Source organism: Pseudoprimorskyibacter insulae (assembly GCF_900302505.1).
Classification (GTDB): Bacteria; Pseudomonadota; Alphaproteobacteria; order Rhodobacterales; family Rhodobacteraceae; genus Pseudoprimorskyibacter; species Pseudoprimorskyibacter insulae.
The window spans coordinates 528,064-540,407 of the sequence record NZ_OMOJ01000002.1 but is presented as its reverse complement, the minus strand read 5'-3'; the positions used below and the strand labels follow the sequence as shown (position 1 = coordinate 540,407).

At 59.8% G+C, this 12,344-nt stretch carries 9 protein-coding genes and 1 tRNA gene; 6 read left to right on the top strand and 4 right to left on the bottom strand.

What is annotated here, in order from left to right; genetic code table 11:
• Positions 1 to 135: 135 nt before the first annotated feature.
• Positions 136 to 1,041 (top strand): DMT family transporter, encoded by a 906-nt coding sequence (locus PRI8871_RS08075; RefSeq protein WP_108885667.1) that lies wholly within the window; start codon positions 136 to 138, stop codon positions 1,039 to 1,041.
• Here the strand turns inward: PRI8871_RS08075 and mtaB are convergent.
• Both mtaB and dapF read right to left on the bottom strand, forming a co-directional pair.
• Entirely contained in the window at positions 1,038 to 2,297 is a 1,260-nt protein-coding gene (mtaB, locus tag PRI8871_RS08070) for a tRNA (N(6)-L-threonylcarbamoyladenosine(37)-C(2))-methylthiotransferase MtaB (protein ID WP_108885666.1), read from the bottom strand. The two genes, PRI8871_RS08075 and mtaB, sit on opposite strands and share 4 nt — an antisense overlap.
• Entirely contained in the window at positions 2,294 to 3,115 is an 822-nt protein-coding gene (gene dapF / locus PRI8871_RS08065) for a diaminopimelate epimerase (RefSeq protein WP_108885665.1), read from the bottom strand. The genes mtaB and dapF overlap by 4 nt, the downstream gene beginning before the upstream one ends.
• A 320-nt stretch (positions 3,116 to 3,435) precedes the next feature.
• Between dapF and PRI8871_RS08060 the strand changes: the two genes are divergently transcribed.
• The 3 genes from PRI8871_RS08060 (at position 3,436) to PRI8871_RS08050 (ending at position 9,865) form a co-directional block, all read left to right on the top strand.
• Positions 3,436 to 3,511 (top strand) — tRNA-Lys (locus tag PRI8871_RS08060).
• Positions 3,512 to 3,686: 175 nt separating this feature from the next.
• Positions 3,687 to 4,646: an O-fucosyltransferase family protein gene (locus PRI8871_RS08055; RefSeq protein WP_108885664.1), complete on the top strand. Its 960-nt coding sequence runs from the start codon at positions 3,687 to 3,689 to the stop codon at positions 4,644 to 4,646.
• A 122-nt stretch (positions 4,647 to 4,768) separates the two neighbouring features.
• Positions 4,769 to 9,865, top strand: coding sequence for a M10 family metallopeptidase C-terminal domain-containing protein (locus tag PRI8871_RS08050; protein ID WP_108885663.1), 5,097 nt, complete (start codon positions 4,769 to 4,771; stop codon positions 9,863 to 9,865).
• Positions 9,866 to 9,883: 18 nt separating this feature from the next.
• On the opposite strand, the gene PRI8871_RS08045 is transcribed toward PRI8871_RS08050, so the two are convergent.
• Together PRI8871_RS08045 and PRI8871_RS08040 are read right to left on the bottom strand one after the other, a co-directional pair.
• A complete protein-coding gene (locus PRI8871_RS08045; RefSeq protein ID WP_108885662.1) occupies positions 9,884 to 10,588 on the bottom strand; it encodes a winged helix-turn-helix domain-containing protein in 705 nt (234 codons plus the stop codon).
• On the bottom strand, positions 10,560 to 10,835 hold the full coding sequence (locus PRI8871_RS08040; RefSeq protein WP_108885908.1) for a hypothetical protein: 276 nt from the start codon (positions 10,833 to 10,835) through the stop codon (positions 10,560 to 10,562). The genes PRI8871_RS08045 and PRI8871_RS08040 overlap by 29 nt, the downstream gene beginning before the upstream one ends.
• Before the next feature lie 171 nt (positions 10,836 to 11,006).
• Here PRI8871_RS08040 and PRI8871_RS08035 point away from each other — a divergent pair, with 171 nt between their 5' ends.
• Positions 11,007 to 11,531: a hypothetical protein gene (locus tag PRI8871_RS08035; RefSeq protein WP_108885661.1), complete on the top strand. Its 525-nt coding sequence runs from the start codon at positions 11,007 to 11,009 to the stop codon at positions 11,529 to 11,531.
• A 136-nt stretch (positions 11,532 to 11,667) separates the two neighbouring features.
• The gene (gene rnhB / locus PRI8871_RS08030) at positions 11,668 to 12,285 is read left to right on the top strand and encodes a ribonuclease HII (protein ID WP_108885660.1); all 618 of its coding nucleotides are present in this window, start codon (positions 11,668 to 11,670) and stop codon (positions 12,283 to 12,285) included.
• Positions 12,286 to 12,344: the final 59 nt, after the last annotated feature.

Here is a 12,344-nt window from a genome sequence, read left to right as displayed (position 1 = left end):
ACAGCCACACAGGGCAATCTGTCGATTAAGACGCGCCGCATCTTGGGACAAGGGCAATGACAAGATAGGTCAACGCGCTTGCCTGTTTGCGCAAACCCGCGCAAGGTGCACGGGACTTTCAGAAGGATATTCAACATGCTGAACGGCGTCATGCTGCGCTTGGCCTCAGTCGGCTGTTTCGCATCCATGTCGGCGACAGTGCATCAGCTTTCGGCGACGGTGCCGACCGGGCAGATCATCTTTTGGCGCTCTGCCGTCGCGTTGATCCCCGTGCTGATCTACATGCTGATCCAAGGCAAGTTCCCTGCCGCTTTGCGCACATCGCGCCCTTGGGGGCATCTGGTGCGGGGCCTGTTTGGCTGTGCCTCGATGACCATGTCCTTTCTGTCGCTGGCCTATCTGCCCGTGGCCAATGCCACCGCGTTGGCGTTTCTGGGGCCGCTGATTTCGCTGCCCGTTGCGGGCGTCATGCTGAAAGAACAGATCACCCGGCGTATTGCGATGGCCGCGCTGATCGGGTTTGGCGGTGTGCTTGCGATGCTTGCAGGCACCTTGGTCCACCCAAGCGGCGATCCAAAGCAGTTGATCGGCATTGCCGCCGGGCTTGGCTTTGCGGCAACCATGGGCTTTGTCCGGGTGCAAATCCGCGATCTGACCCGCACCGAAAGCGCGGCGACGATCTCGCTCTATTTCTCGGTCACCTGCACCATATTCGGCGCGGCCAGCATCTATCTGGGCTGGGTGCCACTAACGAACAGCACGCTTGGCATCTTGATCTTTGCGGGCCTTCTGGGCGGGGTTGGCCAAATTCTGGCGACCGAAGCCGCCGCGCGGGTGCCCGTGTCGCAACTGGCGCCATTTGACTACACCGGCATGATCTGGGCCTTGGGCTTTGACGTGATCCTGTTCGGCCTATTGCCCGATTGGATGAGCTTGGTCGGCATGGCTTTGATCGTTGGCGCGGGAATCGTATCGATCACCACGCCCAAGGCGCAAAAGCCGACCGCCGCACCGCCTGCCCCGCGCCAACCGTGGCACTAAACGACCAGTTGCGTGCCCCGAACGCCTGAAATGGTGGCGGCGACAATCGCCCCTTCGGTTTGGGGAGCGTCGAACAGCACTTCGGTAAACTGTTCGGTCCGGCCCATCGTCGGGTTCTCCATCAAGATGTGATGGGTCTTGCCAACCTGCGCCGCCAGATGGCGCAGCACCTGCGCATCCCCCACGGCCCGCAGCCGCGCGGCGCGTTCCTTGATGACCGAGCCATTGACTTGGTTCGGGATCTTGGCCGCAGGCGTGCCTTCACGCTTGGAGTACGGGAAGACGTGCAGCCATGTCAGATCACACTCTTCCACCAGCTTCATCGAGTTGAGGAAATGCTCCTCAGTCTCGGTCGGGAACCCGGCGATGATATCGGCGCCAAAGGTCATATCAGGGCGCAGTTTCCGTGCCTCTTCGGCGAACCGAATGGCGTCGTCCCGCAGATGGCGGCGCTTCATCCGCTTCAGGATCAGATCGTCGCCGTGCTGAAGGCTCAGGTGCAAATGCGGCATCAATCGCGGTTCGGTCGCGATGGCCTGCATTAGGTTTTCATCCACCTCAATCGAGTCGATGGACGAAATACGCAGGCGCGGCAGATCCGGCACCAGTTTGAGAATACGCATCACCAGATCGCCCAGCTTGGGCGCTGCGGGCAGGTCCGCCCCCCAAGACGTCAGATCAACGCCGGTCAGAACGACCTCGTTATAGCCCTTGTCCACCAAGCGCTTGATCTGGTCCACGACCACACCCGCCGGAACGGACCGCGAATTGCCCCTGCCATAGGGGATAATGCAGAAGGTACAGCGATGGTCGCAGCCGTTTTGCACCTGCACATAGGCGCGGCTGCGCGTGCCGAACCCATCAATCAAATGGCCCGCCGTTTCGGTGACAGACATGATGTCATCCACCTGCACCGCCTCAGTCTGGCCAATGAAATTCGGCCCCATCGAGGCCCAGGTTTCCGGCTTCATCTTTTCGGTATTGCCGATGACGATATCCACCTCGTCCATCGCGGCAAAGCGTTCGGGTTCGATCTGTGCGGCGCAGCCCGTCACGATCAGCTTCGCATCCGGGTTTTCGCGGCGCAGCTTGCGGATTTCCTGACGCGCCTTGCGCACTGCTTCGGCAGTCACAGCGCAGGTGTTCACGATCACCGCGTTATCGACACCGGCCCGCTGGGCCAGATCCTTCATCGCCTCGGTCTCATAGGCGTTCAGGCGGCAACCAAGCGTGGTAAACTTGGGCGGCGTGGTCATTGCGCCGCCTCGATGAATGCGCGGGTCAGTTCGGCAGTAAAGACATGCATTGTCGGCCCGGTCATCCAGACGCCATCGTCGCGCCAGTCGATATGCAGCGTGCCGCCGTCCAGATCAATGCGCACCTTTCGCCCGGTCAGCCCGCGCCGCGCCGCCGCCACCGCCGTCGCACAAGACGACGAACCAGACGCCATGGTCACACCCACACCCCGTTCCCACACACGCATGCGCAGATGGTCCGGCCCGATGACCGATGCGAACTGCACATTGGTGCGCTGCGGATATAGCGGATGATGCTCAACCGCTGCCCCGCGCCCTTCCAGATCAACCGCATCGGCGTCATCGACAAAGAAGGTGCAATGCGGATTGCCCATACCGGTCGCGGTGGGTGCACCGTCCATCGGCAGTTCCAGCGTGTCCATCTCATGCGCCAGCGGAATCTCATCCCAGCGCAGCTGCGGTTGGCCCATATTAACCGAGGTCAGCCCATCCCCCGCATCCCGCGCGAACAGGTCGCCGCGATCCGTTGTCAGGTGCAGTTCGGTCAGGCCGGTTTCATCCATCAGATGCCGCGCGATGCAGCGCGTCGCATTCCCGCAGGCCGCCGAGGTCGACCCATCCGCATTATAGAACTCCAAATGCGCATCGCCCTTGCCGCGTTCGATCACGGCAAGCTGGTCATAGCCAACGCCCATATGCCGGTCGGCAATCGCCACGATCAACGCAGGCGACAAAGGAACAGCTTGGGCACGCGCATCAACCACGACAAAATCATTGCCGAGGCCGTGCATCTTCATGAAGGGAATGCGGTTTTCCATCGCGCCGATATACGCCCCTTCGCCCCCCTTTTCCAGAGCCAGCCTACCCTGCCCGTCTGGGTGGCCTGCCCAGGCCGACAGTGGCCGGAGTGCGCGGTTCGGCGGCGGGTGGCCGAAACCTCGCAATTCAGATTCTCTGCCCCCGATCCATCGCGTCTTGGCCGCCGGGCACGCCCGGACCAAACAGGCCTGTTCCAGCCGCGCAGCCGATTTTCCCAAGTAACACACTGATTTTTCGCATTTTTAGATATTTTACGATTTTTGTGACATTATTGGCTTGACCCCCCCGCCCCACACCACTAGAAGCCCGCACACACAGTGGGCCGTTAGCTCAGTTGGTAGAGCAACTGACTTTTAATCAGTGGGTCGCAGGTTCGAATCCTGCACGGCTCACCACTGCATCCAAATCGCGAAAGTGATCCGAAATGCCGATCGAATGATCGGCAATTGCAGTCGGTGCGTCCGCGCGCCCGCATCAACACACGCGATTCCTTCTAGTGGCGGCGGCGGGTGCTGGGTATACCAGACCCAGATTATATGCTTTGCCATTCGGACCTTTGCGGCCAACCCCATGAGACCTGAGACAAAATACGTTCTTTGCCTGCCCCAAGGTGGGTTCAATGACACGCTTTGCCAGATTTGGCGCGCTGCGGAATGCGCGCGCAAGACCGGGCGAACGCTGCTGCTAGACACCCGGTATTCAGGATTGTCGGCCAATCTGTTCGATTATTTCGACACATCCTTTGCCTGCGAAACTGCGCATCCCGCGCAACACGGGATCGAGGCCGACCTGCGTGACGGCGTTCTATATGTGACCGGGCGCGAAATCTTGGCCCTGCCCTTGGACGCCACACACCAGATCAAAGATCAGATCGACGCACCGGGTGAAGCGACCATTATCACGCATTTTGCCTATGGCGGGGGCGATGACGGGATCAAAGCACTGGCGCATATGCATCCCAAGCCCGCGGTGCAGGACCATATCTTGACCCATTTGCCGATCAACGAACGCGGCTACCTGTCGGTTCACATCCGCAACACCGATATGGCCACCGATTATCAAACGGCTTTGGCCCGTCTGCGCCCCTATCTGAAGGGCAAGACTGTTTTGCTCTGTTCGGACGATGAGGCGGTCGCCCAGTATTTCAGCGCCGCTTATTCCGATCACTGTAAGGTCCATCTGTCCGGGTCGGCCCGATCAACCGACGGCTCGCCCTTGCATCTGGGGCGCACCGAAGGGATCGAGGCCGCCAATCTGGACATGCTGACCGATCTTTATTCGCTGGCATTTTCGGAACGTCTGTTCATGGTCGACACGCAAACCGGGCGCCGTTCGGGGTTTTGCGTTCTGGCCGCCCATATGCTGCGCCGGTTGGCGGGGCTGGGCACGCCATCGCCCTTTGACTGGCAAAGCCGGGGAAAAACTTGGGCCGACAGCGCGGGCAAAGGCCTGTTCTTCCGGGTCTGGCGCAACCGAAATATCGGCAAGAACGGCGCACAGAAATACCTAGCCCACCCGACCTACGAATAGCCGGGCCAAACTTGGCGATACTGGGGCCGGGTCGTTGATTTCACCATATTTTCCGGCATTCCTTACTTGACGTGATTGCTAAGATTTTTTCCTCTAAGGCCATTCTACGAGGAAATTTTCCAATGTGCTTTGTCTGCTGCGATCAGATTGTTCCGTCCTTTTGCCCGGTTGAAACCGACCCCGCGGCGGTTGCCCTGCTGTCTGCCAGCTTGGGTGACCACGCCCAGATCAATGAAAACGGCGACGCGCTTGGGTCAGCGTCGACCACACATTCCATGTCGGTTGGCGACACGTTCAACGGCACGCTGAATCAGCGCGCTTTGGATGGCAGTTTTGATGTCGATTTTATCTCTTTCACCGCCAGCGCCGGCCAGACCATCACGGTGACCTTCACCAACAGTCCTGGCCTTATTAGCACCGCCAGACTGGTAGACGGAAATTTGTGGCCAACCCGCACGCCCTTCAACACAGACAGCAAAGGCAATGCCATTCCAGGCGGCACCAATAGCTTTACTGTCACGTTCGACGATCCGGGCACGTTCTATTTGCGCGTCACAGATGAAGGCCGCACGACCGACGCGACCAGCCGAGACTACTCGATCACGCTTAGCAATGGCATCGCCCTGCCCGTTTGGACCACGGCGCAAATTTCGGACTATTTGCAGCGCGGATATTGGCAGGAGTCAGAGCGCGAAGAACGGTCGTGGAACCAGACGGTCGTGACGGTAGACACCAGCGCCATGGTGAACACCTCCGATGCGACCGGCAACGTCATCGCAATCGTCGACGATGCACGACGCGCTATGGCGTTGTGGAACGATGTCATGGGCAACCTGACCCTGACCGAAGTCAGCAACAGCGGCGACATCACCTTGACGCACGAAACAGGAGATAGCGCAAATGCGCAGGCCGAAACAAAATTGGCACCGTCCAATTTCCAAGCGGATGAGATTATCGAATCCGGCGTAATGAACGTCAGAACAGGCTATATTATCCAAGTCGTCGGGGGTGCGGGCAATACGCTTAGCGGAACCTATGTGCATGAATTTGGGCATCTATTGGGCCTTGGGCACGCCGGCCCTTATGATGGTGCCGCGCTATACGGCGTGAACAACAATCACCGCAATGATATCAGACTCAACACGATCATGTCCTATATGGACCCGAGCGAGAACACGAGTTTGAACCTGTCCCCGAACTCAAGGATCGGCGGCGTTTTTTCCTATACCGTCCTTACCCCGATGCTGGCCGACATCGCAGCGGTTCAGGAAAAATACGGCGTCAACACAACCACGCGCACCGGCAATGACACATACGGGTTCAACACCACGCTGCCCGGCACGGTCTATGACACCACGCTTTGGACACGGCCCGTAGCCCTGACGCTCTATGATCGCGGCGGGATTGATACCCTGGATATGTCAGGCTTCAGCGCCGATCAGGTGATCAATCTGAGCGAGCTTTCGGCCTCATCGATCCAGGGTGGCAAAAGCAACCTTTATATCGCCAGCGGCACGGTGATCGAAAACGCCACCGGCGGCAGTGGCAACGATGTCATCACCGGCAATGATGCCCGAAACGCCCTAATTGGCGGGGCGGGCGACGATACGATCCATGCCGTCGGTGCAAACGATCAGCTGGAAGGCGGCACCGGCAATGACAAGCTCTATGCCAGCGGCTCGAATGGCAATTGGCTGGGCGGCGATGCGGGCGACGACACATTGTATGGTGGGTTCGGACAAGACTACCTGTTCGGCGGCGAGGGCGAGGATTCGATCAGCGGGCAGGAAGGCGCAGACCAGATCAGCGGCGGCGCGGGCCGCGATAGTATCAATGGCGGCTCCCATAATGACACCATCCACGGCGATGACGGCGCTGACACGATCCATGGCGGCAGTGGCAACGACAGCATCGCAGGCGATAGCGGCGCAGACCTGCTGAACGGCAATGACGGCGATGACACGCTAAACGGTGGCAACGACAGCGACACGTTGAACGGTCACGACGGCAACGACAAGCTGATCATCGGCGAAGGCAATGACCGCGCCTATGGCGGCACCGGCAATGATTTGATCCTCGTCGATGCGATTGACGGCGTCGACATGTTGTTCGGCGAAGAGGGCGACGACACGATCTCGCTTTACAACAGCGGCACCTCGGGCGGCAGCGATCTGGACGGCGGCGATGGGTCCGACGTGCTGGAGGTTCTGGGCGATTGGTCAACACCCACCGACATCAACCTGTATTTGGCCCGACTCAACAGCATTGAAGCCATCCGTTTTGGCGGCACCGGGACGGGCACGGTTTCGCTGGCGTTGCACAACGAAGGCTTGGCCGATGTCGACACCTTGATTGGGCGAAATACGCCGGGCCTTGTGGAGCATCTAAAAATCACCCTCGGCTATACCGCCAACCGCCTGATCATGTCGGACTGGACGCTGATCGACTGGGGCAACCAAGGCGAAGTCATTGAGGTCGTCGGCTCGTACTCGGGTGATTTGGTCCACGGCAGTGACGGCAACGACAGCCTCACGATGAATGATGGTGATGACAGCGTCGATAGCGGCGATGGCGACGATTTTGTCATCGGCGGCACGGGCAAAGACTTCATCATGACGGGCAACGGTGATGATGTGGTCGATGGCGGCGCGGACAATGACTTGGTCGCAACTGGCAGCGGGCAGGACATCGTTAACGGCGGCGACGGTGACGACAATCTGGCCGGGGGCGACGGCGACGACGTGGTTGCCGGCGGCGCGGGCAATGACACTTTGAACGGCGGTAAAGGCGTTGACGTCGTGTCCGGCGAAGACGGTGACGATGTGCTGACCGCGCTGTTGTCCGAAGGCACTTGGGACGGCGATTTCTTCTTTGGCGGCGACGGTGTGGACACGCTGCGCCTGACCGGCGGCGTCAATTACGGCACAATGGACATGCGCGGGGCCTTTGTGTCTGAGATTGAGGTGCTGGAATTCACCAACCGCGCAGGCACCAACGCCAAGTTCGACTCTGAGGCCTTTAGCGGCACTGGCCTGCTTTTGGACTTTGCCTTTGCCAACGGCGTTCAGATCCGCGGGGCCTTTGGCAATGCGATTGACACGCTGACCATCTACATGAACCGCAATGCCGTCGATCTAAGCGCCCTGACCTTCGACAATTGGGAAGACGGCACCGACAAGGTGGTCGTCATCGGCAACGCATCGCGCGAAACGATCACAGGCACCAGTATGGCCGACCGCATCGACGGGCTGGGCGGCAATGACAAGATCGACGGCGGCGACGGCAACGACAGCCTGCTGGGCGGCGACGGGGCCGATACACTGATTGGCGGCGCAGGGCGCGACACGCTGCTGGGCGGGGCGGGCGACGACCGCATCATGCGCGGCACAGGTGCGCTGACCACCAAGGCCATCGACGGCGGCGATGGGACGGATATGCTCGATCTGTCGGACCTAACCTTCACCAATTTGACCGTCGATCTGGATGCCCAAACGCTGACCACGGGGCCGAATTCATTCGGTTTCTCGCTAATTGAAAAGTTCTTCAGCATCGAAGCTGTCGAAGGCACCGCCAACGATGACAGCCTGATGGCAGCGGTCAACGGATCGCGCCTTAGCGGCGGCGATGGCAACGACACCCTGATCGGGCGTGACGGGAACGACACGATCTACGGCGGGCTGGGCAATGACATGATCCTTGGCGTGGATGGCGTGGACCAGCTGTTCGGCGGTGGCGGCGATGACACCCTGTCAATCGGCGGCGGCGGCATTGGCGAGGCGATCAACGGTGGTGGCGGGATCGACCTTGCCACCTTCTCGCAATCCTTCAGCGCGCATAAAATCAACCTTAGCAGTCAATCCATGCATCGGGTCGGCGCGGTTGGCGGCGTGCCCATCACCTTTGAGATTGGCACGATTGAACAGGTCGAAAACGTCACAGGCTCGCTCGGCAATGACACGATCACCGGCGACGAACAAAGCAACGTGCTGAACGGTGCCTTGGGCGATGACATTCTGAACGGCAAGGCGGGCAATGACACGCTGATCGGCGGGCTTGGCAGCGACACAGCCCAATTTGACAGCGCCTTGAACGATGTGCTGATCTTCATGCGCAGCGGGCAGTTGGCGGTGAATTTCGGCGGACATACGAACATCGTCGAGGATGATATCGAATTCCTCCAATTCTCGGATCAGACACTGGCCTACAGCGATGCCCTTGGCATGGGCAACACCATCGCGCCCAAGATCCTGGGCACGGCCAAAGCGGGCGAGGTTCTGACGATCAACGTCGACAGCATCGAAGCGGCAGGCGGCAAAGGTCCGTTTGGGTATCAGTGGATGCGTGATGGGTCGCCGGTGATCGGGTCAACCACCCCCAGCTACCAACTGGGCCAAGACGATCTGGGCCACACCATCAGCGTTACGGTCGGCTTTTCCAACGCAGCAGGCCAGCCCCAAACCGCCAGCAGCCAACCGACGGACCCGGTCGTCACCGATGCTCTGACCCTGATCGGCACGGCGGCAGCCGATACGCTGACGGGCAGCGCGGGCCACGATTCGATTGACGGCCTTGCAGGCGACGATCTGCTGAACGGCGGTCTGGGCAATGACACGATCATTGGCGGCAACGGCAAAGACACAATCATCGGCGGCGGCGGCAACGATAGCATCACCGGCGGCGCGGACGGGTTTGACCTGCGTGATGTGATCTACGGCGGCGACGGTGACGACACGATTGACGGCGGCTACGGCAATGACGAATTGCGCGGCGATGACGGCAACGACAATCTGGCGGGCGGCTTTGGGGCTGACACGGTGTTGGGCGGCAAAGGCGACGACGTTCTGACCGGCGCGGCCTTTGGCGATGTGCTCTTCGGCGGTGACGGGTCGGACTTCATCAACGGCGGCTTTGGCTATGATCGGGTCAACGGCGGCGGCGGGGCGGATAAGTTCTATCACCTTGGCAATGCCGGACACGGGTCAGACTGGATTCAGGACTTCAACGGGGCCGAAGACATTCTGATGTATGGCGGCAAAGCCTCGGGCAAGGATTTCCTTGTGCAAAAAGCCTTCACCCCCTTCGCCGGAAGCCCGGATGTGCCAGAGCTTTTCATCACCCATATTCCAACCGGCAACCTGTTATGGGCGCTGGTTGATGGGGCGGTGAACGAACAATTGATCGTCACCTCCGGGGCTGAAAAGTTCGATCTGATGATGTGATTCGGGGCACACCGCGCCTCAGACCATTTCAATCACATCCTTGTCGATCGACAGGACATAGCCCTTGCGGGCGATGTTCTTGACCAGAAGTTCCGACACCAACTGATTGCCAAGGGCGTCGCGCAGCCGCTTGATCCGGGTGGCGCCCGCCGCCTCTTCGCAGTCGGATTCGACCCGGCCTGAGATCACCGCCTCAATCTGCGCGCCGGTCAGGATATCGTCATCCAGCCGCGCCTCGGCCAGAACGGATAGCGTTTCAATCGCCGCATCGGTCAGCTTGAAGCCCATGGTGTTCAGGTAAACGGTCTTTTCTTCACGGCTGATGATCAGCGAACTGACCTGAATACCGGACCGTTCGATATGGGCCATGCGGCGGTTCAGAACCACCAGCATCACCAGAAACACCAGCGCTGCGATCAGCATCGCCGCCGCAAAGACCAGCAGCACAAAGATGATTGTCCGATAGCTGGCCAGCGTGTCGGAAAAGGCAGTGCCTGATTGGGCCAGAATCTCAAGCAATTTGATTTCGGCCTGACTGGTCAGATCGTTGTTTTCGATAAACAGCCGTTCGACCCGCGCATTGAACGCGTTGGCATCGGGCAAGGTCAGAAACAACACCGCCGCCGCCAAGCCAAGAATGCCAACAATCGCGGCAATTCCCAGCCCGACGACGCGGGTGCCGGTCAGGCGGCTCTCAGCGACCGAGGAGCGTGAAGTCTGCATCCGACCCCCGTGCTACAAGGCCTGCGTCGTCAAAAACCGAAACCACGGTCAGCAAGGTCCAGCCCTTTTCGGCCAGCCGCGCGTTCAGTTCGTCGCGGGCCGCATCAAGCGTACAGCCCGCGCCAAGTTCAGCCACGCCGTAATGCAGCCGAAGCGGGTCATCCTGCTTGGCCTTGTAGTCGGCGTAACAGGCGGCGTTGGCCGCCATCGGCGCCAAAAGCGCCAGGATCACGATGAGATGTTTCATGGCCCGAACGATGCGCCAGCCCGTGCGGATATTCAATAACAACAGGCGTTTCGCGGCGCTGATATCCGATAACAGGGGGGCGTTATTGCCTGTCTCGAACGGCCGCCCCCATCGTCCTCCTACCACCGCGGCACTGCCCGCAGCACACCGCATCCAATCGGAGGAAACACCATGTCTCGCAAATTCATCGGCCTCGTTCTTGCCAGCTCGCTTGCGATCACCGCCATCGGCGCCCCGGTCCGGGCAGATCAGAATGACGATATCGCCACCTTCCTTGGCGCCGCCGCCGCGCTATTTATCATTGGCAAGGCGATTGAGGCGCATAATGACAAGCCACAGCAAAAGGCCCATGCCCCGGCGCAAGGCTACAAACAGCCCAAGGATCACGGCAAACCGCAGCAGAAATACCAAGGACACGATAAACCCAAGTGGGGCAACAAAGACCACTGGGACCGCCCGAACGGAAACCGTGGCAACGCACCCCTGCCGTCGGCCTGTATCCAGCGCAGCTATGGTGGGAATGAACGCTATACGCTCAGCGAACGCTGCCTCAGCCGCAACTACCAAAGCGCCCGCCCCCTGCCCCAATCGTGCAAGACATGGGTTGAAGGCAATCGCGGCGGCATGCGCCCGGCCTACGGTCTGACCTGCCTCAAACAAAAGGGCTATCGCACCGACCAAATGGCACGTCGCTAACGTTTAACTAATGTCGAGCAGCGAAGCGGGCCTTATCCCCATGAGCCGCTTCCGACCGGCGCACGCAGGTTACTGGACATGGCCTGCGTGCGTATTTTGCTTGCCCCGCCCCGGCGGCTTCGGTTTGAAAGGGCGCATGAGCACCCCAGACGATACATTCGAACAAGCCGCCCGCGCCGCCGGAGCCCTGCGCATTGCGGGCGTCGATGAGGTCGGGCGCGGCCCGCTGGCAGGCCCGGTGATGGCCGCCGCAGTGATTCTGGACCCGTCCCGAATTCCCCCCGGCTTGAACGATTCAAAACAACTCAGCCACAAGCGCCGTGTGGCCCTTGCCGAGATTTTGCAGGACTGTGCGCAGATCGGGATCGGATCTGCCTCGGTCGAAGAGATCGACGAACACAACATCTTGCAAGCCAGCCACATCGCAATGATGCGTGCGATCGAGGCGCTGCCCGAACGCCCCGACTATGTGCTGATCGACGGCAACCGTGTGCCGCGCGGGCTGAACCTGCCGCACCAGACAATCGTGAAGGGCGATACCAAATCAGTGTCCATTGCCGCTGCGTCGATTGTTGCCAAAATAGCGCGTGATCAGCTGATGTGGGATTTGGCGCAACAGTTTCCCGGATATGGCTGGGAAACCAACGCGGGCTACCCGTCGAAAAGACACAAACAGGCGCTGATAGATTTGGGGGTCACCCCACACCATAGACGTTCGTTCAAACCTGTCCACAATATCTTGTATCAAGAGTAAATCATAACACTTTGATTCAAAAAAGAAATTGACGCCGAATCAGCTTTGACTCATGCTTA